The 23810-nt window shown below is 64.6% G+C and carries 22 protein-coding genes and 1 pseudogene; 7 read left to right on the top strand and 16 right to left on the bottom strand.

The genetic code is table 11. The features are described 5' to 3' along the window. Positions 1 to 18 precede the first annotated feature (18 nt). The gene (locus tag APH33_RS07725) at positions 19 to 519 is read left to right on the top strand and encodes a methylated-DNA--[protein]-cysteine S-methyltransferase (RefSeq protein ID WP_054884568.1); all 501 of its coding nucleotides are present in this window, start codon (positions 19 to 21) and stop codon (positions 517 to 519) included. Positions 520 to 548: 29 nt separating this feature from the next. Here the strand turns inward: APH33_RS07725 and APH33_RS07720 are convergent, their stop codons facing one another. Then, positions 549 to 1286, bottom strand: coding sequence for a carbon-nitrogen hydrolase family protein (locus APH33_RS07720; RefSeq protein ID WP_054884567.1), 738 nt, complete (start codon positions 1284 to 1286; stop codon positions 549 to 551). Positions 1287 to 1444: 158 nt separating this feature from the next. After that, a pseudogene (locus APH33_RS27920) lies at positions 1445 to 1567 on the bottom strand (DUF3016 domain-containing protein); the annotation flags it as partial. 75 nt (positions 1568 to 1642) lie between these two features. Between APH33_RS27920 and APH33_RS07710 the strand changes: the two are divergent. Continuing rightward, positions 1643 to 2368, top strand: coding sequence for a metallophosphoesterase (locus APH33_RS07710; RefSeq protein WP_054884565.1), 726 nt, complete (start codon positions 1643 to 1645; stop codon positions 2366 to 2368). On the opposite strand, the gene APH33_RS07705 is transcribed toward APH33_RS07710, so the two are convergent. Next, on the bottom strand, positions 2316 to 2930 hold the full coding sequence (locus tag APH33_RS07705) for a LysE family translocator (protein WP_054884564.1): 615 nt from the start codon (positions 2928 to 2930) through the stop codon (positions 2316 to 2318). The genes APH33_RS07710 and APH33_RS07705 overlap by 53 nt on opposite strands. Positions 2931 to 2991: 61 nt before the next feature. Further along, positions 2992 to 3810 (bottom strand): AraC family transcriptional regulator, encoded by an 819-nt coding sequence (locus tag APH33_RS07700; protein ID WP_054884563.1) that lies wholly within the window; start codon positions 3808 to 3810, stop codon positions 2992 to 2994. A gap of 130 nt (positions 3811 to 3940) precedes the next feature. Between APH33_RS07700 and APH33_RS07695 the strand changes: the two genes are divergently transcribed. Then, positions 3941 to 4564, top strand: coding sequence for a LysE family translocator (locus APH33_RS07695; protein ID WP_054884562.1), 624 nt, complete (start codon positions 3941 to 3943; stop codon positions 4562 to 4564). Here the strand turns inward: APH33_RS07695 and APH33_RS07690 are convergent. From APH33_RS07690 to APH33_RS07635, 12 genes are all read right to left on the bottom strand, one after another. Then, positions 4561 to 6888: an autotransporter outer membrane beta-barrel domain-containing protein gene (locus APH33_RS07690; RefSeq protein ID WP_054884561.1), complete on the bottom strand. Its 2328-nt coding sequence runs from the start codon at positions 6886 to 6888 to the stop codon at positions 4561 to 4563. The genes APH33_RS07695 and APH33_RS07690 overlap by 4 nt on opposite strands. Positions 6889 to 7021: 133 nt before the next feature. Further along, a complete protein-coding gene (locus APH33_RS07685; RefSeq protein WP_008095636.1) occupies positions 7022 to 7297 on the bottom strand; it encodes a peptidylprolyl isomerase in 276 nt (91 codons plus the stop codon). Between the two features lie 36 nt (positions 7298 to 7333). Continuing rightward, positions 7334 to 9292 carry an acetoacetate--CoA ligase gene (locus APH33_RS07680; protein ID WP_054884560.1) on the bottom strand — a complete coding sequence of 653 codons (1959 nt, stop codon included), beginning with the start codon at positions 9290 to 9292 and terminating at the stop codon, positions 7334 to 7336. Between the two features lie 57 nt (positions 9293 to 9349). Next, positions 9350 to 9829 (bottom strand): serine protease inhibitor ecotin, encoded by a 480-nt coding sequence (gene eco / locus APH33_RS07675; RefSeq protein ID WP_054884559.1) that lies wholly within the window; start codon positions 9827 to 9829, stop codon positions 9350 to 9352. Between the two features lie 55 nt (positions 9830 to 9884). Next, positions 9885 to 10655, bottom strand: a complete 771-nt coding sequence (hbdH, locus tag APH33_RS07670; RefSeq protein WP_054884558.1) for a 3-hydroxybutyrate dehydrogenase — start codon at positions 10653 to 10655, stop codon at positions 9885 to 9887. An 11-nt stretch (positions 10656 to 10666) separates the two neighbouring features. Beyond that, positions 10667 to 12058 (bottom strand): GntP family permease, encoded by a 1392-nt coding sequence (locus APH33_RS07665; protein WP_054884557.1) that lies wholly within the window; start codon positions 12056 to 12058, stop codon positions 10667 to 10669. A gap of 271 nt (positions 12059 to 12329) precedes the next feature. After that, positions 12330 to 13712: a sigma-54-dependent Fis family transcriptional regulator gene (locus APH33_RS07660; protein WP_054884556.1), complete on the bottom strand. Its 1383-nt coding sequence runs from the start codon at positions 13710 to 13712 to the stop codon at positions 12330 to 12332. 130 nt (positions 13713 to 13842) lie between these two features. Next, positions 13843 to 14859, bottom strand: coding sequence for an ABC transporter permease (locus APH33_RS07655; protein WP_054884555.1), 1017 nt, complete (start codon positions 14857 to 14859; stop codon positions 13843 to 13845). Then, on the bottom strand, positions 14859 to 15917 hold the full coding sequence (locus APH33_RS07650; protein ID WP_054884554.1) for a microcin C ABC transporter permease YejB: 1059 nt from the start codon (positions 15915 to 15917) through the stop codon (positions 14859 to 14861). Before APH33_RS07650 ends, APH33_RS07655 begins: the two co-directional genes overlap by 1 nt. Next, a complete protein-coding gene (locus APH33_RS07645; RefSeq protein WP_082433481.1) occupies positions 15914 to 17839 on the bottom strand; it encodes an extracellular solute-binding protein in 1926 nt (641 codons plus the stop codon). The genes APH33_RS07650 and APH33_RS07645 overlap by 4 nt, the downstream gene beginning before the upstream one ends. A 13-nt stretch (positions 17840 to 17852) precedes the next feature. Next, on the bottom strand, positions 17853 to 18134 hold the full coding sequence (locus APH33_RS07640; RefSeq protein ID WP_054884552.1) for a peptidylprolyl isomerase: 282 nt from the start codon (positions 18132 to 18134) through the stop codon (positions 17853 to 17855). Between the two features lie 83 nt (positions 18135 to 18217). Further along, positions 18218 to 19279, bottom strand: coding sequence for a 3-deoxy-7-phosphoheptulonate synthase (locus APH33_RS07635; RefSeq protein ID WP_054884551.1), 1062 nt, complete (start codon positions 19277 to 19279; stop codon positions 18218 to 18220). 632 nt (positions 19280 to 19911) lie between these two features. Here APH33_RS07635 and benA point away from each other — a divergent pair. The 4 genes from benA to APH33_RS07615 all read left to right on the top strand — a co-directional run bounded on the left by benA (position 19912) and on the right by APH33_RS07615 (position 23806). Further along, positions 19912 to 21282: a benzoate 1,2-dioxygenase large subunit gene (gene benA, locus APH33_RS07630; protein WP_054884550.1), complete on the top strand. Its 1371-nt coding sequence runs from the start codon at positions 19912 to 19914 to the stop codon at positions 21280 to 21282. Continuing rightward, positions 21279 to 21764: a benzoate 1,2-dioxygenase small subunit gene (gene benB / locus APH33_RS07625; protein ID WP_054884549.1), complete on the top strand. Its 486-nt coding sequence runs from the start codon at positions 21279 to 21281 to the stop codon at positions 21762 to 21764. The genes benA and benB overlap by 4 nt, the downstream gene beginning before the upstream one ends. Positions 21765 to 21834: 70 nt before the next feature. After that, the gene (gene benC / locus APH33_RS07620; protein WP_054884548.1) at positions 21835 to 22848 is read left to right on the top strand and encodes a benzoate 1,2-dioxygenase electron transfer component BenC; all 1014 of its coding nucleotides are present in this window, start codon (positions 21835 to 21837) and stop codon (positions 22846 to 22848) included. 196 nt (positions 22849 to 23044) lie between these two features. Next, positions 23045 to 23806: a 1,6-dihydroxycyclohexa-2,4-diene-1-carboxylate dehydrogenase gene (locus APH33_RS07615; RefSeq protein ID WP_054884547.1), complete on the top strand. Its 762-nt coding sequence runs from the start codon at positions 23045 to 23047 to the stop codon at positions 23804 to 23806. Positions 23807 to 23810: the final 4 nt, after the last annotated feature.

Below are 23810 nucleotides of genomic sequence, written 5' to 3'. Positions count from 1 at the left end.
TTGCCGTAGGGAACTCAGATGTCCAGCGCCTTTACCTTGATGCCGTCTCCGGTCGGCACCCTGACCCTGGTGGCACGCGGCGAGTGCCTCGCCGCTGTGCTGTGGGCGCAGGAGCGCCAGAACCGCGTGCGGCTTGGCCAGCTGCACCGCGATGACCGCCACCCGACGCTGCGCGAAACGGCCCGCCAGCTGGGCGAGTACTTCGCTGGCACGCGCCAGCGCTTCGAACTGGCGCTGGACTTTGCCGGTACCGAATTCCAGCGCCAGGTGTGGGCGGCCTTGCTGACCATTCCCTTTGGCCAAACCCGCAGCTACCGCGACATCGCCTGCCAGATCGGCAACCCCGGTGCCGTGCGGGCAGTGGGTGCAGCCAATGGGCGCAATCCGATCTCGATCATTGCGCCGTGTCATCGGGTGATCGGCGCCTCCGGGAGCCTGACCGGGTTTGCCGGGGGCTTGCCGGCCAAGCAGTATCTGCTGGCACTGGAAGGGCGGCAAAGCCTGGCTTTGGACCTTTGAACGACCTGCACCGGCCGCTGCGCTGGTGATCAATTCAGGCCCAGAGGTACCCCGAGCGCAATGTTGCTGGCGGTGTCCAGCAGGATCAGGCCTTCGGCCTTGTCATCCAACGCCGCCAACAGATTGCCCTGGTTGTCCCAGGCTGCCGAGCCGCCGGCCCCGATGAAGTTGTCAGCCGGCCCGACGCAGTTGGCCAGTAGCACTGGTATGCCCAAGGTGCGCGCCACCTCCGGGTAATGTTCGTTGCCTTCGCGCATGCCTTTGGCGGTCTTGGCCACGCTGACCAGGTACAGCTCGGCACCCAGCCCATGGGCCTGCGCGGCATGTTCGATGAACATCGATTCATAGCAGATGGCCGGGGCGATCTGCAGCGCCCCGGTGTCGAACACCAGTGGTTGATCGCCAGGCGTGAAGAACGGCCGTTCATCGTCATGCAGGCGCTGCTTGGCATACGTCAGGGGCGGCAGGCCTGGGCGCAGGATGGGCATGCCGATGCGAATGCCCTCTGCGGTCGGCAGTGGCAGCCCCACGGCCACGCTGATTGCCAGCTGATCGCAAAGCGCCTGCAACGGTTGGAGGCGGGCCGAGGTCACCGGCAGGGCCACCTGGCGCGCCAAGGTTGGTTCGTAACCGGTCAACGACAGTTCCGGGAACACCACCAGTTCCGCGCCCAGTGCCGCGGCTTGCTCGATACAGCGCAGATGGCGGGCGAGGTTGCCGGCCAGGTCGCCTTTGCGCGACGCCAGTTGTACGGCACACAGTTTCATGGTGGATCCCTTCCCTGGTACAGGCCGAAGGGCCGAGCATACTCCCGTCACACTCGCCTGTACCAGCAAAGGGTCGTTTCAGGACGACGAATGCGGGCCGAACCGCTGGCGGAACCAGTCATCGAGCATGGCTTTTTCCGCGTACAGGCGGTCGCTGGGCTGGCGTCGCGGAATTTTTCCGGGTGGTCGAAACGCACCTCGACCTGCGCAGGCGGGGTACCTTGTGCCATGCTGTTTAATGACAGCGCCATGAGCACGGCACAGACAAGAGCGTTACGCATGATGCACCTCCGGGGCGGGCTGCGTGTCGCTGCATTTTACGCCGGGCCGCAGCGCGCCAGCAGAGGAACATTGTAATGAGCCGGTTTCGGCGGATAGCCGCCAACAGCAAGGGTCGTGACTTGGCAGTGGGCGATATCCACGGGCATTTTCGGCGGCTTGAGCAGTGCCTGGACGCGGCAGGCTTCGACCCGGCAGTGGACCGGGTGTTCAGCGTCGGTGACCTGGTTGACCGCGGGCCGCACAGCGGAGAATGCCTGTGGTGGCTGGATCAGCCTTGGTTTCACGCCGTGCAGGGGAATCACGAGTCGCTGGCGATCACCTGCCTGCATGGCGGGCGACTGGATCTGGAGATGTACCGTGCCGCCGGTGGTGGCTGGTTCATCGATATGCCCAGGGACAGGCAGGCGATCTTCGTCGAACGGTTCCTGCAGCTGCCGATTGCCCTGGAAGTGCAGACCGACACCGGCCTGATCGGTTTACTGCATGCCGATAGTCCGTTCAACGACTGGAGCGCATTGCGCGACAGCCTGCTGTTCGATGACGACGCCGGCGTCCGCGAGGTGTGCCAGTGGTCGCGCCAGCGCCTGAAAGAAGGCAACACCGAGCGCGTGGCAGGCTTGCGCGCCTTGCTGGTAGGGCATACGCCGGTATTGCGGGCCAGGCAGCTGGGCAACGTCTGGCATCTGGACACCGGTGGCTGGGCCAGCGGCCATTTCAGCCTGATGGACCTCGCCAGCCTGCGCCTGGTCAGCCCGGCAGCAGATGAATCAGCAGCGCCACGGCCAGCCCCATCAGCATGACCCCGCAGGCCCGTTCCAGCCACGGCAGGGCTCGAGCGAAGCGCCGCAGCAGGCGTTGATTGCCGATGGCCGCAGCCACCAGCAGGTCCCACAGCAGCACGATGCTGAACATCCAGGCGCTGTAGAGCCATTTCCAGCCCGCGCTGCTGCTGGCCACCATGCCGGCGAGGCTGGCGTAGAACAGCGCGTTCTTCGGGTTCAGCGTCCCAGACAGAAAACCCACGCCCAGGCCATGCCACCAACCGACTACCGCACCCTTTCCGGCAACGGCGGTCAGTTCACTGTCACCGGCATGGCGCAGGAACAGCAGGCCGATGTACAGCAGGTAGCCGGCACCAGCCAATTGCAAGGCAATGAACAGTCCGCTGCCTTCGCGCAGGATGGCCAGGCCGGCAAAGGCCATGGCGATGAACACGCCATTGGCCAAGGCGATGCCCAGGCAGGCGCCGCTGGCCATGCGCCAGCCGGCCGCTACCGAGGTGCGGGCGACCAGGAAAAAGTCCGGGCCGGGTGAAAGCAGGGCGAGGAAGTGGGCGAAGGCGACGATCAGGAACTGCTCCATGGTGGGCTGTCTCGGTAGAAAAACCGCAGTCTGGAGGCTGCCCTGGCCCGGGTATTGAAGATTATTGCACGCGCCGATATTGCCCCGGCGTCACCCCGACATGGGCTTTGAATACCCGCTGGAAATGGCTCTGGTCGGCAAACCCCAGCTGGTAGGCAACCTCGGCCAAGGCCAACCCGCCACGTAGCAGCCGTCGGCCCCGGTTGATCCGTGCGTTGAGCAGGTAGGCATGGGGTGTCAGCCCGGTCGCGGCGCGAAACGCGCGGATCAGCTGATAGCGGCCAAGGCCTGCTTGCCTGGCCAGGCGTTCGAGGCTCAGTTGCGCCAGGTCTTGCGCTTCGATGTGTTCGATCAACCCCCGCAAGGTCGGCATCCCGAGCACGGGGGCCGGGGCCGCGAGCGCTGCCGGTTGCGCCGAAAAGTCGTGATCGCCGAGGAACGTCAGCAGCGCCGCTTCCTTCTCGCCGATGCCCGCCGCCGAGAAGAGCAGGTCGTTCAGCGCGCAGAATTCACGGTACAGCGCCGGTTCCCGGCTGATCCGCGCCGGGGCACCGGGCCTGGCGGCGGCAAGCCCTGACTCCAGCCGCCACTGTGCCAGCCAGGCGGCGTCGACATGCAGCATCTGGTAGCTCCAGGCCTGGCCGGGTGCAGGGTTGCAGGCATGCACCCGTTGCGCCGGCACCAGCACCAGGGTGCCCGGTTCCAGGCGCTCCTGGCCGTCGCCAGCGCCGGTGAAGCAGCTGCTGCCGGCATCCACCGCGCCGATGGAGAAGGTCGGGTGACTGTGCGCCTTGTAGCAGGCGCGGCTATGGCAGGCGCGGCGGCTTTCCACCCAGGGCAGTGCCGGGTCGTGCCAAAGCTGGTAGCGGGCAGTGGGCATGACAGGGTCCTCGATCAGCTGGGCAGCTTAGCAGCGGCGGGCGCCTGGCCATACAATTTTTGCCGCTGACTGTACCTTGACCCGGCGATGCCCGGCATCGACATTAACGGCTGATTGCCTGGAGAACAAAATGGATCTGTCGAGCCTGCTGCTATTCATTCCTGCCTGCTTTGCCCTGAACATGGCGCCGGGGCCGAACAACCTGTTGTCGCTGCACAATGCCAGCCGCTACGGCCTGCGTACCGCTTGCGTCGCCGGCGCCGGGCGGATTCTGGCCTTCAGCGGCATGATCGCCCTGGCCGCCATGGGCCTGGCGGTGGTGCTGCACACCAGCGAGTACCTGTTCCTGGCCATCAAGGTGCTGGGCGCGGCGTACCTGTTCTATATCGCCTGGCAGCTGTGGCGAGCCCCGGTCGGCGAGGCCGTGGTGGCCAGCGATCACCCGCGTGGCACGTGGCGCTTGGCGCGTCAGGAGTTCTGGGTGGCGGCGGGCAATCCGAAGGCCATCCTGATTTTCACCGCCTTTCTGCCGCAGTTCGTAACGGTGGGCAGCGCCACCCCGGTGAGCGAGCAGTTCCTCTGGCTGGGCGTGCTGTTCCTGCTCCTGGAGTGGGCGGCAATTGCCATCTACTCGGGCCTGGGTGCCTACATGCAACGCTGGTTCAGCCAGCCCGGGCCGCGCCGGCTGTTCAACCGGGTCAGCGCTTCGCTGCTCGGTTGCGCCGGCCTCGGCCTGCTGGCGGCGCGCCGCTAGAACTGCCAGCGCACGCCCAGGTTGACGCCGCTGCCTTCCTGCTGGCGGCTGTCGAGGTTGCTTGAGTACTGCACGCCGCCGTGCAGGCTCAGCGCCTCGCTGACCTGGGCGACCAGGCCGGTTTCCAGCTGCAGCGAGGTGTAGCGGTAGTCGGTCTTGATCTTGTCCACATCATCGAAGGTCAAGGTATCGCGGCCGCCGTCGCCGTGCCACAGGTTCAGTTGCGCGTAGGGCTGCAGCAATCGCACGTTGCTTGTGTTGTAGGCGCCTTCGAGGCGCACGCCAAGCCGGCCGGTCAGCTCGACCTGGGCATCGTAGTTGACATGGGAGACGCTGTCGTTGGCGCTGTCCAGCGAGACCTTCTGGGCAATCAGTTGGGCTTGTGGCTCCAGGGTCCAGCGTTCAGAAACACTGATCGGGTAGCCGGACTCCAGCGAGGCGGTCCAGGCGTGGCCATCGATGTTCAGCTTGTCGCCGCGGTCGGAGCGGGCGCGTCCATCGAGCCTGGTGTATTGCAGCACGCTGTCGAGGTACCAGCCTTGCGGGCCTACCAGCGTCCAGTAGCCACCGACACTGTCGCCGTCGAGCTTGAGGTCACCCACACTGCGGTCCTCCACCGCCAGGGCAAAGCCTTTGACGTCGGCGTCCAGGCGGCTGTGGCTGACGTACAGGCCCAGGTGCTGGCGGTAGCCGTCATCGCTGACCTTGGCATACAGGTCCTGGCCCACCTTGAAGCCATACAGGTCACCGTCCAGGCTCGGGCTGACGGTGCCACTCCATTGCTGGCGCAACGCGCCGCCGTAGGCCTGGCCCCAGCTGGCCGACAGGCCGCCCTGGTTGGTCAGCAGTTGCTGATCGCCCTGGCGTTGATGGAAGGTGCCCAGCGCCTGGCGGGCAATGATCGCCGCTCCCCGGGGTGCAGCGGCATACACCGGCACTTCAGGGCGATACAGGGGCACGCTGACACCGGCCACGGGGGCGGGCAGTTCAGCCTGGCCGGGGGCAGGTGCCGCCACGGGCGGGGTTGCTGCGGGCTCGAGCGGAGGCTGGCTGGGTTCGCCTGGTTGTTCGGGTTCTGGTGGGGTGGGGGCGGGGGTTGCCACCAGCGTCGAGCGCAGGTACCAGCTGTTTTCGCTGCCGGTGGTTACACCGCCTTTGAACAGCCGGTAGTCGTAGGCACCGACCGACAGCGTCTGTGTCTGCACAAAGGCATTGGCGCTGCTGATGGCGCCATCACGGGCTTCGACGACCTGAATGCCGTTCTGGTTGGTGGCGGCACCAGCGCCTTCGAGATTGTTCACTACCAGGCGCGTGCTGCCACTGATGGTGCCCTGGCTGACCACCAGCCGGTCGGAGGCCGCGTCGTCGCTGGCGAGCACGCTGTTAACCCGCAGCAGGCCATTGTGACCCTCGTAGTTGCCATTGATGGTCAGGCGGCCCTGGGCGTCGTTGCCGGTGCTCAGGTCGATCGTGCCCGCATTGCGCACGCTGGCAAGCTGCCCTGAAGTAAAGGGCGCAACCGTGCCCTGGCGAGCAATGAGCGAGCTGCTGGCATCAATGCCCAAGGTGCCGGTGCCGGTACCTGCATCGCCGAGGGTAAGCGTATCGTTCAGCGTCAGGCGACTGCCCTGGTTCAGGTCGACAGTCTCGAAATTCAGGTAGTGGGCGCCGCCGTCAACCTCGCTGTTGATGAACTGCAGCTGGTCGTTGCCGGCACCGCCATCGATGTCGATGGTCAGGGTTTGCGGGTTGAGGTTGCTGATGGTGACCTTGTCGTCGTCGACGCCCATGTCGACCCGGCCACCGATGGTGCCCCCCGACCAGTTCAGGACATCAGTGCCGGCGCTGGCCAGCACGTTGCCTTTCAAGGTGCCGCCGTTGAGGGTGATGATATCCACGCCGCCACTGGTGCTGATGTTTGCGCCAATGGTGCCGCCATTGAGGGTGATGGTGTCGTTACCGAAGCCGCTGACCAGGTTGCCATCGATGAGGGTTTCGACACCGAGGTCCTGGGACATGACGAACACGTTGTCGGCGAGCTTGAGGTCTACCCGGCCAATCCGGCCACCTTTGAACACGGCGCTGTCACCATCCTCGAAGGCGCCGACGATCTGCCCTCCCGTCATCTCGAAGGTGTCATAGCCTTGCCCCTGGTTCAGCGACTGGATGGTCCCCCCGGTCATCTTGAAATCGTCGATGTCCTGGGTCTGCACGACGGCACCCATGTTGTCGCCGGGCGAAACCACCAGGTCTTGTGCGTGAACGATCAGTGGCAGGGTAAGGAGGGGAAAGGCGGCTGGCAGCAGCAGGTAAGTGCAACGCATTGGCAGGTCTCCGTGTCCATTAGAGGGACCACTGCCTGAAGCGGCATCTTAGGCGTCGCTTCGGCCCTGCCTGCGTTGTATGTAAAGCGCGAACACGGGACAACTGGCAATAATGCTAGGTGGCCCGTGGCTATCAGTCGCGGTAGAAGGTCTGCACCAGGTGGTAGCCGAACTTGCTCTTGATCGGCCCGTGCACCACGCGCAAGGGTTTCTTGAAGATCACCTGGTCGATCGCGCCGACCAGCTGGCCAGGGCGTACCTCGCCCAGGTCACCACCGCGCTTGCCCGAAGGGCAGGTGGAGAACTTCTTCGCCAGCACGTCGAAGGCCTCGCCGTTGGCGATGCGCTGCTTGAGCTTTTCAGCTTCGTCAGCGGTCTTGACCAGGATGTGGCGGGCTTGAGCTTTCATGGGTACACCTGTGCTTCGGGGCAAAAAAGGGCGCCATTATGCCTGATCGCGCAGCTCCGTGCGGTCACGAAACTGCTCAAGCGCCTGCGGGTTGGCCAGAGCATCGGTATTTTTCACCGGCAACCCGTGCACCACGTTGCGAATGGCCAGTTCTACCAGCTTGCCACTGATGGTACGCGGGATGTCGCTGACCTGGGCGATCACCGCCGGCACATGGCGCGGCGTGGTGTACTGGCGGATCACTTGGCGAATGCGCTGGCGCAGGGCGTCGTCCAGTTGCAGGCCATCGCGCAGGCGCACGAATAGCACCACACGCACATCACCGTGCCAGTCCTGGCCGATGGCCACGCTTTCCAGCACCTCTTCAACCTTTTCCACCTGGCGGTAGATCTCTGCCGTGCCGATGCGCACACCGCCCGGGTTGAGCACGGCGTCGGATCGACCATGGATCAGCCAGCCGCCGCTGCTGCGCTGCTCGGCGTAGTCGCCCTGCGCCCAGACCCCGGGGAACTGGCTGAAATAGGCGTCGTGGTAACGGCTACCGTCGTCGTCGTTCCAGAAACCCAGGGGCATTGACGGGAAATGGCGGGTACAGACCAGCTCGCCTTTTTCATCAAGCACCGGCTGGCCCTGCTCATTCCATACCTCCACGGCCATGCCCAGGCCCTTGCACGCCATCTCGCCACGGCGCACCGGCAGGGTCGGGTTACCGAGCACGAAGCACGAGACGATATCGGTGCCACCGGACATCGAAGCCAGGCATAGGTCGGCCTTGATCTTGCCGTATACGTAGTCGTAACTGTGTGGTGACAAGGGCGAACCGGTGGACAGGATCAGCCGCAGGCTGTCCAGCCGATGGCTGCAGGCCGGTTCCAGGCCTTCCTGTTCGAGCGCAGCCAGGTACTTGGCACTGGTACCGAAGGCGTGGATGCGTTCGGCGTCGATCAGGTCGAGCAGACGCTCCGGGCCGGGGTGGAACGGTGAACCATCGTACAGCACCAGGGTGGCACCGACGGCCAGGCCGCTGGCCAGCCAGTTCCACATCATCCAGCCACAGGTGGTGTAGTAGAACAACACGTCGTCGGCCTTCAGGTCGTTATGCAGGCCGTGTTCCTTGAGGTGTTGCAGCAGCAGGCCACCGGCACGGTGAACGATGCACTTGGGCACGCCCGTGGTGCCGCTGGAATAGAGAATGTACAGCGGGTGGTCGAACGGCAGCGAGGCAAACTCAGGTTCGCCGCCGGGCTGGTAGATGTCATCCCACAGGCTGACCTTGGCGGCGGTGAATTCACACGCCTGTGTGTGGGGACGGGTATAGGGCACCACGATCAACTGCTGCAGCCCTGGCAACTGGGCGCAGACCTCATTGATCTTGTCGACCTGGTCGATCGACTTGCCGGCGTATTGATAACCGGCGCAGACCAGCAGCAGCTTCGGTTCGACCTGGCCGAACCGGTCGATGATGCCGTGCAGGCCGAACTCCGGCGAAGACATCGACCAAACCGCACCCAGGCTGGTGCAGGCAAGCATTGCCACCAAGGTTTGCCAGGTATTGGGCATGACCGCCGCGATGCGGTCACCGGGTTCGATGCCGGCTGCCTTGAACGCTTTCTGCAGGCCCGCGACTTCGGCGGCCAGTTGGGCATGGGTGAAGACCGTGCGCTGGCCATCTTCGCGCACGGAAACCACCGCAGGCCGGTCGTCACGACGGCGCAACAGGTGTTCGGCGAAATTCAGGGTAGCCCCGTTGAACCAGCGGGCGTCAGGCATCTGTGCGCCTTCGAGCAGGACCTGGTTGGCAGGGGTATGCCAGGCCACATGAAAATAGTCGGCAAGGGTTTGCCAGAAGGCCGGGCGCTGCTCGATGCTCCAGCGGTGCAATGCCGCGTAGTCATGGAGCTGCAGGTTGTAACGCAGGTTCACCCGACGGCGGAAGGCATCCATCCGGCTGGCTTCGATCTGCGCCGTGGAGGGGCGCCAGAGCACATCGTTCATGCCGATCCTCCAGAGGCTGCTTGGGGTTGAGGGCCCGTGAGGAGCCCTCGGGGTGACTTACTCCACTTTAGCCTTTTGCACCTCTTCCGATGCCGACCACACGCGATAACGCACTTCGACACCTTTGGGCACGTACACCACCACTGGCAGCTTGCTGTTGTAACGCAGCATGAAGCCTTCACCGACCACCGGCACGAAGGCCTGGGTCTTCTTGCCATCCGGGCAGGCCATCAGGGTGCTGGCTGGCCCACCGACCTTGTCCAGGCGGTAGTAGCTGTAGCCCCAGCCTTCGAGGGTGTGTTCTTCCAGGCTGCCGGCCAGGCGCTGGCGGTTGCAGTCCACTTCCAGCGTCTTGCCGGCCAGGATTTCCAGCTTGTGGGCCGATTCATCGGTTTGCGCCGGCAGGTGGATGACCTGCCGGGTGAAGCCTTTTTCCGCCTCGGGATAGGGCGCGACGTCCTTGAGGCTGGCTGCCATCGCCGGAGCGGCGGCGGCCAGGGTAAGGGCAAAGATCGCGGTCATTGGGGTTGGGCGCATAGGGCCTCCTTGCAGATAAACGAGTGCAAGACCGTTGCCAGGCCCAGGCCGCCCTTCACTGGGCCAACCAGCCACCATCGACGTTCCAGGCGGCACCGCGAACCTGGCTACCGGCCTCGCTGCACAGGAAGAGTACCAGTTCACCCAGGTGTTGGGGGGTGACGAAAGCCAGTGAAGGTTGCTTCTCGGCCAGTAGCTCGTGTTGTGCTTGCTGCGGGTCAACGCCGTTGGCAGCACGATCGTCGATCTGCTTCTGCACCAGCGGGGTCAGCACCCAGCCGGGGCAGATGGCGTTGCAGGTAATGTTGCTGGTGGCGGTCTCCAGCCCCACCACCTTGGTCAGCCCGACCACGCCATGCTTGGCCGCCACATAGGCCGCCTTGCCGGTGGAGCCGACCAGCCCGTGCACCGAGGCAATATTGATGATCCGGCCCCAGTTGCGCGCGCGCATGCCAGGCAGGGCCAGGCGGGTGCCATGGAACACCGCCGAGAGGTTGAGGGCGATGATCTTGTCCCAGCTTTCCAGCGGGAACTGCTCCACCGGCGCTACGTGCTGGATGCCGGCGTTGCTGACCAGAATGTCAACGCCGCCGAACTCGCGTTTGGTCATCGCGAACAGCGCCTCGATTTGCGCCACATCGCAGAGGTCCGCCGGGTGGTGGGCAACCTTCACGCCATGGTGGGCGATCTCTGCCAAGGCCGGCGACGGGTCGCCGAAACCGTTGAGCACAATGTTCGCTCCGGCGCGGGCCAGCACCTGGGCGATACCCAGGCCGATGCCGCTGGTGGAACCGGTGACGAGTGCCGTCTTGCCTTTCAAAGTCATGCAAAAGCTCCTTAGACGATGCCGGTGGCGTAGAAGGTGGCAATGACCACGAATACCGCCAGGGTCTTGATCAGGGTAATACCGAAAATGTCTTTGTAGGCTTCGCGGTGGGTCAGCCCGGTTACCGCCAGCAGGGTGATCACCGCGCCGTTGTGCGGCAGGGTGTCCATGCCGCCACTGGCCATCGCGGCCACCCGGTGCAGCACCTCGAGGGGGATGTTGGCGGCATTGGCCGCCGCGATGAAGCTGTCGCTCATGGCCGCCAGGGCGATGCTCATGCCGCCCGAGGCGGAGCCGGTAATGCCTGCCAGCAGGGTCACGGTGATCGCTTCATTGACCAGCGGGTTGGGAATCCCGCGCAAGGCATCAGCCAGCACCAGAAAGCCCGGCAGCGAAGCGATGACTGCGCCAAAGCCATACTCGGATGCGGTGTTCATGGCGGCCAGCAGGGCGCCACCGACGGCACTCTTGGTGCCTTCGGCCAGGCGTTCGCGGATCACCCCGAAGGCACAGGCCAGCACCATCAGGATGCCCACCAGCAGCGCCGCCTGCACCGCCCAGATCGCCGTGAGCTTGGCCACGTCGCTGTTGACCGGCGCGCTCATGCCTGGCAACTGCAGGGTGTGACTGGCGCCGTACCACTGCGGGATCCAGTGGGTGAAGAGCAGGTTCATCACGCCTACCAGCACCAGCGGGGACAGCGCCAGCCAGGGGTTGGGCAGGGCCAGGTCGGCTGCCGTCTCCGGTTCGTTGCGCAGGTTGTTGCCATAGCCTTCCCCCGCACGCTGGGCCTTGTTGCGCTGGCGCTGCAGGTACAGCATGCCGCTGCAGAACACGAACAGCGTACCGATCAGCCCCAGCCATGGCGCGGCCCAGGCAGTGGTGTTGAAGAAGGTGCTGGGGATGATGTTCTGGATCTGCGGCGTGCCGGGCAAGGCGTCCATGGTGAATGAGAACGCGCCCAAGGCAATGGTTGCCGGAATCAGGCGCTTGGGAATATCGCTCTGGCGGAACATTTCTGCGGCGAACGGATACACCGCGAACACCACCACGAACAGCGACACGCCGCCGTAGGTGAGCAGGGCACAGACCAGCACGATCACCAGCATCGCCTGGCGAGTGCCGAGCAAGCGAATGGCGGCGGCGACGATCGAGCGCGAGAAGCCGGACAGTTCGATGAGCTTGCCAAACACGGCGCCGAGCAGGAACACCGGGAAGTACAGCTTGATGAAGCCGACCATCTTTTCCATGAATACCCCAGTGAACGCCGGGGCCACGGCGGCAGGGTCGGTGAGCAGGACGGCGCCGAGGGCGGCAATGGGGGCGAAGAGGATCACGCTGTAGCCGCGGTAGGCGGCCAGCATCAGCAGCGCCAGAGCGGCGAGGGCGATGAGCACGGTCATCGGAATGGATCTCCTGGGTGAGTCTTGTTGTTATGGGTGACCGGGAGATAGCGGGAATCGTGCCAAAATCATAAGTGACTGATTTTAAATATAATTTTGCATTTGTCTTGCGGTCCTGTCTCGACTTTGAGATTGCAGGGGCCGCTTTGCGGCCCATCGCGACACAAGGCCGCTCCTACAGGGAACCGCGAGCCCTTGTAGGAGCGGCCTTGTGTCGCGAACGAGGGCGAAGCCCTCGCGGCATTCTCAAAATAGAAACACAAGTCTCCAATCAGAGACCGAGTGCCGCCATCTTCTTGTACAAGGTCGATCGCCCCAACCCCAGCGCCTTTGCAGCCTCGGGCACATTCCCCGCATGTTCGGCCAACGCCCCGGCAATCAGCCTGCGCTCGAACTGTTCGCACGCCTCACGATAGCTCATCCGCTGTTCCTGACCCGCGACCGGGCTCAGCGGGCCTAGCGCCGCCGCCAGGTCGGCGACACCAAGCCGCGGTTGGTCGGCCAGCAACGTCGCCCGCTCCAGCACGTTGCGCAGCTCACGAATATTCCCCGGCCACCCGTGCCGAGCCAGCAATGCCTGCGCATCCTGCTCCAGCTCGTACTGGCTGCCCAGCTCGGCCAGGATCGCCTCGCACAGCGCCGGCAAGTCCTCGACCCGCTCGCGCAGCGGCGGCACTTCGATTGGCAGCACGTTCAGCCGGTAATAAAGATCGGCACGAAACGCCCCGCGGGCCATGGCCGCCTGCAGGTCGATGGAGGTAGCGGCGATAATGCGCACGTCGCTGCGCAGCATCTGGTTGGAGCCGACCGGTTCGTATTCCTTTTCCTGCAGTACGCGCAGCAGCTTGCTCTGAAGTGCCAGGGGCATGTCGCCAATTTCGTCGAGGAACAGCGTGCCGCCTTCGGCCAGTTGCAGCTTGCCGCTGCGGCCCTTGCGATCGGCGCCGGTAAAGGCGCCGGGTGCGGTGCCGAAGAACTCGGCCTCCAGCAGGGTTTCGGGGATTGCCGCGCTGTTGATACTGACAAAGGCCTTGTGCGCCCGTGCCGAAGCCGCATGGATGGCATGGGCCAGCAACTCTTTGCCGGTGCCGGTCTCGCCCAGCAACAGCACGGGCGAATCGCTGCCAGCACCGCGCCGTGCCCGGCGCTTGGCTTCGAGGCTGGCCTGGCTGCTACCGACGAACTGGGCGAAGCTGTACTTGGCCTGGCGTGCACGCAATTGCGAGCGGGTGCTGGCCAGCTCCTGCTGCATGCTCGCATAGCGCTTGAGCAGGGGCGACAGGCTGCGCAGCTCTTCGAACAGGGCAAAGCCGATGGCGCCGATCAGGGCGCCCTGGGCATCGTGGATCGGCAGGCGCATCACCACCAACGGCTCGTTGGGCGTATCGAGCATGTCCAGCAGGATCGGCCGGCCATCACTCACCACCTGGCGCATCAGGCTGCCCGGTATGACCGCCTCGCACGGCTGGCCGATCGCGCTGGCTGCGTCGGCCAGACCGAAGCGCCGGGCGTAGCGCTCGTTCATCCAGACGATGCGGGCGTCGCGGTCGACGATCACCGTGCCTTCGCTGGACTGCTCGATGATCTCGAACAGCGAGCGAATCGCCATTTGCCGCACCTGGGGGTAGTCCTTGAGGCTGTCGCTATCGTGCATCTTGCTGAGTCCTGTACTTGCTTTGCCGGCCTCTTCGCGGGCACGCCCGCTCCCACAGGATCTACACAAACCTGGGGCCATGCAGTCCCTGTGGGAGCGGGCGTGCCCGCGAAGAGGCCGGGCCTGAAACCTATCCTCTCGGATCGAACGCCTCGCGCAAGGCATCCCCGATAAATACCAGAAGCGACAAGATCAGCGCCAAAGCAAAGAACGCGGTAAAACCCAACCATGGCGCTTCCAGGTGCTGCTTGCCCTGGGTCACCAGTTCGCCCAGCGAAGCGCTGCCGGCGGGCATGCCGAAGCCAAGGAAGTCCAGCGCCGTCAGCGTGGTGATCGCCCCGGTAAGCATGAAGGGTACATAGGTGAACGTCGCGTTCATCGCATTGGGCAGTACATGGCGCAGCATCACCAGGGTATCTGGCAGGCCCAGGGCACGCGCCGCTTTCACGTATTCAAGGTTGCGCCCGCGCAAAAACTCGGCGCGCACCACATCGACCAGGGCCAGCCACGAAAATAGCGCCATGATCCCCAGCAACCACCAGAAATCCGGCTCGACGAAACCACTGAGAATGATCAGCAGGTAGAGCACCGGCAGCCCCGACCACACCTCTAGCAAGCGCTGCCCGAACAGGTCCACCCAGCCACCGTAATAACCTTGCAGCGCGCCGGCAGCGACCCCGATGAGCACGCTGATCGCGGTCAAGGCAAAGGCGAACAGCAGCGAGGTACGCGTGCCATACAGCACCCGCGCCAGCACGTCGCGGCCCTGATCGTCGGTGCCCAGCCAGTTGCTTGCGCTCGGCGGGCTGGGGGTGGGTACCAGCAGGTCGTAGTTGGGGGTGTCGGCGCTGAACGGGACGGGCGCGAAAAGCATCCAGCCGCCTTGTGCCTCGATCAGCTGGCGCACGTAGGCACTGCGGTAGTCTGGCTGGAACGGCAACTGGCCGCCAAACTGCTGCTCGCTGTAGCGCTTGAGCGCCGGCACGTAAAGATCGCCTTTGTAGCTCAGCAGCAGCGGCTTGTCGTTGGCCACAAGCTCCGCGCACAGGCTCAGCACCAGCAGGCCGGCAAACAGCCACAGCGACACCCAGCCCAGGCGGTTGCGGCGAAAACGCTGCAGGCGACGACGCGAAACCGGCGACAGCATCAATGCGCCCTCGTGTCGAAGTCGATGCGCGGGTCGAGCACGGTAAAGGCCAGGTCACCGATCAGGCGGAACAGCAGGCCGGCCAGGGTGAAGATGAACAGCGTGCCGAACACCACCGGGTAGTCGCGTGACACGGCCGCTTCGTAACTCATGCGGCCGAGGCCATCGAGGGAGAAGATCACCTCGATCAGCAGCGAACCGGCAAAGAACACGGTGATCAGCGCCTGCGGCAGCCCGGCCAGCACCAGCAGCATGGCGTTGCGCAATACGTGCCCGTACAGCACGCGGCGTTCGCTGAGGCCCTTGGCGCGGGCGGTGACCACGTACTGGCGGGAGATTTCATCGAGGAAGGCATTCTTGGTCAGCAGCGTGAGGGTGGCAAAGCCACCGATCACCAGCGCGCCGACCGGCAGCACCAGGTGCCAGAAATAATCAGCGAGCTTGCCCAGCAAGCTGAGCTGATCGAAGTCGTCCGAGACCAGGCCGCGTACCGGGAACCAGTTCAGTGAGGTGCCGCCGGCGAACAGCACGATCAGCAGCAGTGCGAACAGGAACGAGGGCAGGGCATAGCCGATCACGATCAGCGCGCTGCTCCAGGCATCGAAGCGGCTGCCGTGGCGTACCGCCTTGCGGATGCCCAGCGGGATCGACACCAGGTAGGTGATCAGCGTGGCCCAGAAGCCCAGCGACAGGGTCACCGGCAGCTTGTCGAGGATCAGGTCGGTGACCTTGGCGCCGCGGAAGAAGCTTTGGCCGAAGTCCAGCCGGGCGTACTGGCCGAGCATCAGCCACAGGCGCTGCGAAGCAGTCTTGTCGAAGCCGTACTGGCGCTTGATCGCTTCGATCAGCTTCGGGTCCAGGCCGCGAGTGGCCCTGGACTCGCCGTGTACCACTTCTGCCCGGGCACCGGGCGCACCGCCGCCCAGCCCCTGCAGCCGCGCCACCGCCTGCTCGACCGGGCCGCCGGGCGCGGCCTGGACGATGGCGAAGTTGACCAGCAGGATCGCCAGCAAGGTCGGGATGATCAGCAGCAGGCGCCGCAGGATGTAGCTGGTCATGGCTGGGCCTTCTGCCGTTCGGCCATCTGCGCGTTGGTCAGCGCCGTCGGGCTGATTTCCCACCAGCTGTCCAGGCCTTCGTCATAGGCGGGCTGGACGTTCGGCAGGCCGAAGCGGTTCCACCACACTGTCGAGCTGCCGGGCGGGTAATAGTTGGGGATCCAGTAGTAGTTCCATTGCAGCACCCGGTCCAGGGCATGGGCGTGGTGCAGCATGTCGGCCTGGGTGTCGGCGCGTACCAGGCCGTCGATCAGCCGGTCGACCGCCGGGTCCTTGAGCACCATCAGGTTGTTCGAGCCTGGGTCGTTGGCGGCGGCCGAGCCAAAATAGTTGTACAGCTCGGCGCCAGGCGACAGGGTCACCGCATAGCCGGTGACGATCATGTCGTAGTCGCGGGCCATCAACCGGTTCACGTACTGCGCCGAATCGACGTTGCGGATGTTCAGGGTGATGCCGATCTGCGCCAGGTTGCGCTTCCACGGCAGCAGCAGGCGCTCCATGCCGGACTGGCCGTTGAGGAAAGTGAACTCCAGCGGCTCGCCCTGGGCGTTGACCAGCCGATCGCCATCGGGGCGCCATCCGGCCTGTTGCAGCAAGGCCAGCGCCTGCAGTTGTTGCGGGCGAATGATCCCCGAGCCGTCGGTGACCGGCGCCGTGAACACCTGGTTGAAGACTTCGTCCGGCACCCGGCCACGTAGCGGTTCGAGCAGCTTGAGCTCGCCTGCATCCGGCAGTTCGCGGGCCGCCAGCGGGGTATTGGAGAACACGCTCTGCTGGCGGATGTACATGTTGCGCATCATCTGCCGGTTACTCCACTCGAAGTCCCAGAGCATGGCCAGTGCCTGGCGCACGCGGCGGTCCTTGAACTGTGGCTTGTCGAGGTTGAACACGAAGCCCTGGGCCGCCTGCGGCTTGGCCGGGCCCAGGTGTGCCCGTTGCAGGCGGCCATCGTCCAGCTGCGCGCCGTTGTAGCCCAGGGTGTAGGCGGTGGCGGAGAATTCGCGGTTGTAGTCATAGCCACCGCCCTTGAGTACCTGGCGTGCCACTTCGGTGTCGCCGAAGTACTCGATGCGGATGTGTTCGAAGTTATAGCGCCCACGATTGACCGGCAGGTCCTTGGCCCACCAGTTCGGGTCGCGTTCGAAAGTGATGCTGCGGCCGTTGTCGATGCGCCCGATACGGTATGGGCCACTGCCGACCGGCTTGTCGAAACCGGCGCCGTTGGCGAAGTCGCGCTTGGCCCAGTCGTGCTCGGGCAGTACCGGCAGGCTGGCCAGGTCCAGGGCCAGGGTGCGGCCGTGGGGCTGCTTGAAGTCGAAGCGCACCTGCAGCGGGCCTTCGACCGTGACCCCGGCGACTTCGCTGAACTGGGTGCGGTACTTGAGGCTGCCTTCGTCCATGAGTTTATTGAAGCTGAAACGCACATCCTCGGCGCGCACCGGCTTGCCATCGGCGAAGGTTGCCTTGGGGTCGATCTCGAAGCGCAGCCAGGCGTCGTCCGGGCCACGTTCCATGCGCCGGGCGATCAGGCCGTACACGGTGTAGGGCTCGTCGAACGAGCGTTGCGCCAGGGGCGCATACAGCCAGCCATCGACCTCGCTGACGCCGATGCCTTTGTCAATGTAGGGCAGGATATGGTCGAACTGGCCGATCTCGATGGCCGAGCGGCGCATCAGGCCACCCTTGGGGGCGTCGGGATTGGCGTAGTCGAAGTGACGGAATGTTTCGCTGTAGCGGGGGGCTTCGCCGTAGACGGTCAGCGCGTGGGTGGGCGCGGCTTGGGCCATCCAGCCCGTACACAACAATGCGACCCCCAGAATAACCTGTGGGAGCGGGCGTGCCCGCGAATGCGCCAGTTCAGGCAACCTCGTTGTCCGCTCAGGCCTCTTCGCGGGCACGCCCGCTCCCATAGGGATAATCATCGTCTGCGATGACTTAGTCCTGGCGGCTGGTCACTTCCAGCAGGTGGTAGCCGAACTGGGTCTTCACCGGGCCTTGGACAGTGTTGACCGGGGCGCTGAACACCACGGTGTCGAATTCCTTGACCATCTGGCCTGGGCCGAACGAACCCAGGTCACCGCCCTGGCGGCTGGACGGGCAGGTGGAGTTGGCCTTGGCGATTTCAGCGAAGTCGGCACCGGCTTCGATCTGGGCTTTCAGTTCGTTGCACTTGTCTTCGGTGGCAACGAGGATGTGACGGGCGGTGGCGCGTGCCATGGTTACTGCTCCTTGGAGGGGTGAAAACGGCAAGCCTAGCGCACTTGCTCGGGTCATGTCTCGCCAGGCTTGCTGCAGCCGCTTCACAGACGGGCTGCGGCCTCGCGCAGCAGGGTTTCGGTCGCGCTCCAGCCCAGGCAGCCATCGGTGATCGACACGCCGTATTTCAGCGCACCCTTGCCCAGGGCCTGGCAGCCATCGAACAGGTGGCCTTCGAGCATCATGCCGACAATCGAGCGGTCACCGGCCAGGCGCTGGGCCAGCACGTCCTCGAACACGGCGGGCTGGCGGGCAGGGTCCTTGCCGCTGTTGGCATGGCTGCAATCGACCACGATGCGCGCCTGCAAACCGGCCTTGGCCAGCCCTTGGCGGGCCTGGGCGATGCTGGCGGCATCGTAGTTCGGGCCCTTGTGGCCGCCGCGCAGTACCAGGTGGGTGTCCGGGTTGCCCAGGGTTTCGATGATCGCCGGGTAGCCCTGTGCATCCATGCCGAAGTGGCGGTGCGGGGCCGCCGCGCTGCGCATGGCGTCACAGGCGATACCGACGCCGCCGTCGGTGCCGTTCTTGAACCCGACCGGCAGCTCCAGGCCGCTGACCATTTCCCGGTGAATCTGCGATTCGGTGGTGCGTGCGCCAATCGCCGCCCAGCCCAGCAGGTCATCGAAGTAGCCGGCGGCCATCGGTTGCAGCAGCTCGGTGGCAATCGGCAGGCCGCGTTCGATCATGCTCAGCATCAAGCCGCGGGACAGGGCGATGCCGGCGTGCATGTCGTCACTGCCATCCAGGTGCGGGTCGTAGGCCAGGCCTTTCCAGCCCACCGTGGTACGGGGTTTTTCCACGTAGGCGCGCATCACCAGCAGCAGCTTGTCATCGACTTCACGGCCCAGCGTCGCCAGGCGGTCGGCGTATTCCAGGGCCGAACGGGGGTCGTGGATCGAGCAGGGGCCGACGATCACCAGCAGGCGCTCATCGCGGCCTTCGAGGATGGCACGGATGGCTTGGCGCTGGCGGTGGACTTGCTGGGCGAGTTCGGTAGACAGCGGCATCTGCTGCTTGAGCAGGTGCGGGCTGGGCAGGCGCTGGCTGACGGTGGTGTTGGCAGCGTGCGGCTGGGTCAGGGGCAGAGCGAGGTTCGAGGCTTGCATGGCGTATGTTCCCTGGGCGGACGGCGGGTTCTGGCCCGCGCGGTCGGCCCTATCGAGGTGTTCGACTATTCGTTGATTGATTGTCTGCAGCATTGCCACCGGTGATGGACCGATCGGAGGCGGCAGGCTGGCCCGAACGGGATTGGCTAAATCGCCAGGCATAGGTGCTTGCGTAGTAATAAGCGGCGTAGTTCATGAATCTGTCCTCGGTTCGAATCGGTAAAAGTGCAATGGCCTGAAAAGCAAAACCCCCGGTCGGGGAGCCGACCGGGGGTTTGAGTATTCTCATGTTCGGCGGCCCCTCGAAGGTGGGCGCCGGGTGGGTATCGGCGCCTAGTGGCTAAACCAATACCCAAAGTAATAGCTGGCAGCAGCCTGGCAGCCGGCAACGGCCAGCACAGGGCGCAGGCTGCGACCGGTGTGGTTGGCGTGGTTGCGGGTGTGTTTCGGCATGTTGCTCTCCAGTGAATGAGCCCGAGCTTACTTCAGGCGATGCGCACTGTTCAATGGATAAATGCTATCGCGCCGATAACTGCACAAAACGGATAGCACTCTGCACACGATGGATATTGCCGACCCAGGGCAAACCCTAACCTGACCCGGTCTGAACAATAACAATGGAGACCCTGGCCATGTCCCTGGGATTCGACTACCTCAATGCCATGCTTGAGGACGACCGTGAAACCGGCGTCTATCGCTGCAAACGCGAGATGTTCACCGACCCGCGCCTGTTCGACCTGGAGATGAAGCACATCTTCGAGGGCAACTGGATCTACCTGGCCCATGAAAGCCAGATCCCCGAGAAAAACGACTTCCTCACCCTGACCATGGGACGCCAGCCGATCTTCATCGCGCGCAACAAGGACGGGGAGCTGAATGCCTTCCTCAACGCCTGCAGCCATCGTGGCGCCATGCTCTGCCGGCACAAGCGCGGCAACCGCTCCAGCTACACCTGCCCGTTCCATGGCTGGACCTTCAACAACAGCGGAAAGCTGCTCAAGGTCAAAGACCCGAGCAATGCCGGCTACCCCGACAGCTTCAACTGCGACGGCTCGCATGACCTGACCAAGGTCGCCCGCTTCGAGTCGTACCGTGGCTTCCTGTTCGGCAGCCTGAAGGCCGACGTCAAGCCGCTGGTCGAGCACCTGGGCGAGTCCGCCAAGATCATCGACATGATCGTCGACCAGTCTCCGCAAGGCCTGGAAGTGCTGCGCGGTGCCAGCTCGTACATCTACGAGGGCAACTGGAAGCTCACCGCCGAGAATGGCGCCGACGGCTACCACGTCAGCTCCGTGCACTGGAACTACGCCGCCACCCAGAACCAGCGCAAGCAGCGCGAAGCGGGCGACGAGATCAAGACCATGAGTGCCGGCGCCTGGGCCAAGCAGGGCGGCGGCTTCTATTCCTTCGACCACGGCCACCTGCTGCTGTGGACCCGCTGGGCCAACCCCGAAGACCGCCCGGCCTTCGAACGCCGCGAGCAACTGGCCGCCGACTTCGGCCAGGCCCGTGCCGACTGGATGATCGAGAATTCGCGCAACCTGTGCCTCTACCCGAACGTGTACCTGATGGACCAGTTCAGCTCGCAGATCCGCATTGCCCGGCCGATTTCGGTGAACAAGACCGAAATCACCATCTACTGCATCGCGCCGAAAGGCGAGAGCGCCGATGCCCGCGCCAAGCGCATCCGCCAGTACGAAGACTTCTTCAACGTCAGTGGCATGGCCACCCCGGACGACCTGGAAGAGTTCCGCTCCTGCCAGACCGGCTACGGCGGCGGTACCGGCTGGAACGACATGTCCCGTGGTGCACAGCACTGGGTCGAAGGTGCCGATGAGGCGGCGAAGGAAATCGAACTCAAGCCGCTGCTGTCGGGCGTGCGCACCGAGGACGAAGGCCTGTTCGTGCTGCAGCACAAGTACTGGCAGGACACCATGATCAAAGCGCTGAAACAGGATCTTCGACAGGAAACCCAGCTGATCCCCGTGGAGGCCGTGCAATGAGCCTGCATGACACCGTGCGCGACTTCCTCTACCGCGAAGCGCGCTACCTGGACGACGCCCAGTGGGACCAGTGGCTGGAGCTTTACGCCAGCGACGCAACCTTCTGGATGCCTTCCTGGGACGATGACGACACCCTGACTGAGGATCCTCAGAGCGAAATCTCGCTGATCTGGTACGGCAACCGTGGCGGCCTCGAAGACCGCGTGTTCCGCATCAAGACCGAGCGCTCCAGTGCGACCGTGCCGGACACCCGCACCTCGCACAACATCAGCAACATCGAGATCGTCGAGCAAGGCGAAGGCAGCTGCCGGGTGCGCTTCAACTGGCACACCCTGAGCTTTCGCTACAAGACCACCGACAGCTACTTCGGCACCAGCTTTTACACCCTCGACCTGCGCGGCGAGCAGCCGCGGATCTTGGCCAAGAAGGTGGTGCTCAAGAACGACTACGTGCGTCAGGTCATCGACATCTATCACATCTGATCCGAGGTAATGCGAGCCGCTCGGTGTGCCCTTTGGCGCGCTGCGGCCAGGCTCGCCCGCGAGGTGCAACATGAGCTTCCAGATCGCGCTTAATTTCGAAGACGGGGTGACCCGCTTCATCGAGGCCAACGGCCATGAAACCGTGGCCGATGCCGCCTACCGCCAAGGCATCAACATCCCGCTGGACTGCCGCGACGGCGCCTGCGGTACCTGCAAGTGCAAGGCCGAGTCCGGGCGATACGACCTGGGCGACAACTTCATCGAGGACGCCCTGAGCATCGATGAAATCGCCGAGGGTTACGTGCTGACCTGCCAGATGCGCGCCGAAAGCGACTGCGTGGTGCGCATCCCGGCGTCGTCGCAGCTGTGCAAGACCGAACAGGCCAGCTTCGAGGCGGCCATCAGCGACGTGCGCCAACTGTCGGCCAGCACCATCGCCTTGTCGATCAAGGGCGAGGCGCTGAGCCGCCTGGCATTCCTGCCGGGGCAGTACGTCAACCTCAAGGTGCCGGGCAGCGACCAGAGCCGCGCCTATTCCTTCAGCTCGCTGCAGAAGGACGGCGAGGTCAGCTTCCTGATCCGCAATGTGCCGGGCGGCCTGATGAGCCGTTTCCTCACCGGCCTGGCCAAGGCCGGTGACAGCATGAGCCTGGCTGGCCCACTGGGCAGCTTTTACCTGCGGCCGATCCAGCGCCCGCTGTTGCTGCTGGCCGGCGGTACGGGCCTGGCGCCGTTCACGGCGATGCTGGAGAAAATCGCCGAGCAGGGCAGCGAGCACCCCGTGCACCTGATCTATGGGGTGACCAACGACGTCGACCTGGTCGAACTGGACCGTCTGCAGGGCCTGGCGGCGTGCATCCCCAACTTCACTTTCAGCGCCTGCGTCGCCAACCCCGACAGCCAGTACCCGCAGAAGGGCTACGTGACCCAGCACATTGCGCCGCAGCACCTCAACGACGGCGACGTCGATGTGTACCTGTGCGGGCCGCCGCCGATGGTCGAGGCGGTGAGCCAGTACCTGCGCGAACAGGCCATCACCCCGGCGAACTTCTACTACGAGAAGTTCGCGGCGGCGGCTGCCTGAGTTTCCTTGGGGCTACGGGCGTCGTGCGGGTGCCGGTGGCCTCCTTTTATTACCTGCGGGATTGCTGGGGCCGCGTTGCGGCCTTTTCGCGACACAAGGCCGCTCCTACAGGAGATCGCGGTGCTTGTAGGAGCGGCCTTGTGTCGCGATGGAGGGCGCAGCCCTCCCGGCAATTTCGGATTGAAAGGAGATCGACATGAATAACCGATTCCACAACAAAGTCGCGTTGGTCACTGGCGCCGCCCAGGGGATCGGCCGCGGCGTGTGCTGGCGGCTCAAGGCCGAAGGCGCGCAGGTGGTGGCGGTGGACCGTTCCGAGCTGGTCCACGAGCTGGCCGGGGAGGGCATGCTGACCCTCACCGCCGACCTCGAGCTGCATGCCGATTGTGCCCGGGTCATGGCCATCGCGGTGGAAACCTTCGGCCGCCTCGACATCCTGGTCAACAACGTCGGCGGCACGATCTGGGCCAAGCCTTTCGAATACTACGAAGTGGAGCAGATCGAGGCCGAAGTGCGTCGCTCGCTGTTCCCGACCTTGTGGTGCTGCCATGCGGCGCTGCCGTACATGCTCGAACGTGGCAGCGGCGCCATCGTCAACGTGTCGTCGATCGCCACCCGCGGGATCAACCGCGTGCCGTACGGTGCGGCCAAAGGCGGCGTCAATGCACTCACTGCCTGCCTGGCATTCGAAACCGCTGGCCGCGGCATCCGGGTCAACGCCACTGCGCCTGGCGGCACCGAGGCACCCCCGCGCCGTGTCCCGCGCAACAGCAGCGAGCAGAGCGAGCAGGAAAAGGCCTGGTACCAGCAGATCGTCGCCCAGACCCTCGACAGCAGCCTGATGCACCGCTACGGCAGCATCGACGAACAGGTCGGCGCGATCCTCTTCCTGGCCTCCGACGAGGCCTCCTACATCACCGGCGTGACCCTGCCGGTGGGGGGCGGTGACCTCGGCTGATCCC

The organism is Pseudomonas sp. NBRC 111130 (assembly GCF_001320485.1).
GTDB classification, from domain to species: Bacteria; Pseudomonadota; Gammaproteobacteria; order Pseudomonadales; family Pseudomonadaceae; genus Aquipseudomonas; species Aquipseudomonas vlassakiae.
The sequence above is the reverse complement of the archived record's forward strand: the minus strand, read 5'-3'. Positions and strand labels throughout refer to the sequence as shown.

What these genes read in the sequence shown, in the direction of transcription:
- APH33_RS07725 (WP_054884568.1), top strand. Translation starts at nt 19, where the DNA reads ATGTCCAGCGCCTTTACCTTGATGCCGTCTCCGGTCGGCACCCTGACC.
- APH33_RS07720 (WP_054884567.1), bottom strand. Translation starts at nt 1,286, where the DNA reads ATGAAACTGTGTGCCGTACAACTGGCGTCGCGCAAAGGCGACCTGGCC.
- APH33_RS07710 (WP_054884565.1), top strand. Translation starts at nt 1,643, where the DNA reads ATGAGCCGGTTTCGGCGGATAGCCGCCAACAGCAAGGGTCGTGACTTG.
- APH33_RS07705 (WP_054884564.1), bottom strand. Translation starts at nt 2,930, where the DNA reads ATGGAGCAGTTCCTGATCGTCGCCTTCGCCCACTTCCTCGCCCTGCTT.
- APH33_RS07700 (WP_054884563.1), bottom strand. Translation starts at nt 3,810, where the DNA reads ATGCCCACTGCCCGCTACCAGCTTTGGCACGACCCGGCACTGCCCTGG.
- APH33_RS07695 (WP_054884562.1), top strand. Translation starts at nt 3,941, where the DNA reads ATGGATCTGTCGAGCCTGCTGCTATTCATTCCTGCCTGCTTTGCCCTG.
- APH33_RS07690 (WP_054884561.1), bottom strand. Translation starts at nt 6,888, where the DNA reads ATGCGTTGCACTTACCTGCTGCTGCCAGCCGCCTTTCCCCTCCTTACC.
- APH33_RS07685 (WP_008095636.1), bottom strand. Translation starts at nt 7,297, where the DNA reads ATGAAAGCTCAAGCCCGCCACATCCTGGTCAAGACCGCTGACGAAGCT.
- APH33_RS07680 (WP_054884560.1), bottom strand. Translation starts at nt 9,292, where the DNA reads ATGAACGATGTGCTCTGGCGCCCCTCCACGGCGCAGATCGAAGCCAGC.
- eco (WP_054884559.1), bottom strand. Translation starts at nt 9,829, where the DNA reads ATGCGCCCAACCCCAATGACCGCGATCTTTGCCCTTACCCTGGCCGCC.
- hbdH (WP_054884558.1), bottom strand. Translation starts at nt 10,655, where the DNA reads ATGACTTTGAAAGGCAAGACGGCACTCGTCACCGGTTCCACCAGCGGC.
- APH33_RS07665 (WP_054884557.1), bottom strand. Translation starts at nt 12,058, where the DNA reads ATGACCGTGCTCATCGCCCTCGCCGCTCTGGCGCTGCTGATGCTGGCC.
- APH33_RS07660 (WP_054884556.1), bottom strand. Translation starts at nt 13,712, where the DNA reads ATGCACGATAGCGACAGCCTCAAGGACTACCCCCAGGTGCGGCAAATG.
- APH33_RS07655 (WP_054884555.1), bottom strand. Translation starts at nt 14,859, where the DNA reads ATGCTGTCGCCGGTTTCGCGTCGTCGCCTGCAGCGTTTTCGCCGCAAC.
- APH33_RS07650 (WP_054884554.1), bottom strand. Translation starts at nt 15,917, where the DNA reads ATGACCAGCTACATCCTGCGGCGCCTGCTGCTGATCATCCCGACCTTG.
- APH33_RS07645 (WP_082433481.1), bottom strand. Translation starts at nt 17,839, where the DNA reads ATGATTATCCCTATGGGAGCGGGCGTGCCCGCGAAGAGGCCTGAGCGG.
- APH33_RS07640 (WP_054884552.1), bottom strand. Translation starts at nt 18,134, where the DNA reads ATGGCACGCGCCACCGCCCGTCACATCCTCGTTGCCACCGAAGACAAG.
- APH33_RS07635 (WP_054884551.1), bottom strand. Translation starts at nt 19,279, where the DNA reads ATGCAAGCCTCGAACCTCGCTCTGCCCCTGACCCAGCCGCACGCTGCC.
- benA (WP_054884550.1), top strand. Translation starts at nt 19,912, where the DNA reads ATGTCCCTGGGATTCGACTACCTCAATGCCATGCTTGAGGACGACCGT.
- benB (WP_054884549.1), top strand. Translation starts at nt 21,279, where the DNA reads ATGAGCCTGCATGACACCGTGCGCGACTTCCTCTACCGCGAAGCGCGC.
- benC (WP_054884548.1), top strand. Translation starts at nt 21,835, where the DNA reads ATGAGCTTCCAGATCGCGCTTAATTTCGAAGACGGGGTGACCCGCTTC.
- APH33_RS07615 (WP_054884547.1), top strand. Translation starts at nt 23,045, where the DNA reads ATGAATAACCGATTCCACAACAAAGTCGCGTTGGTCACTGGCGCCGCC.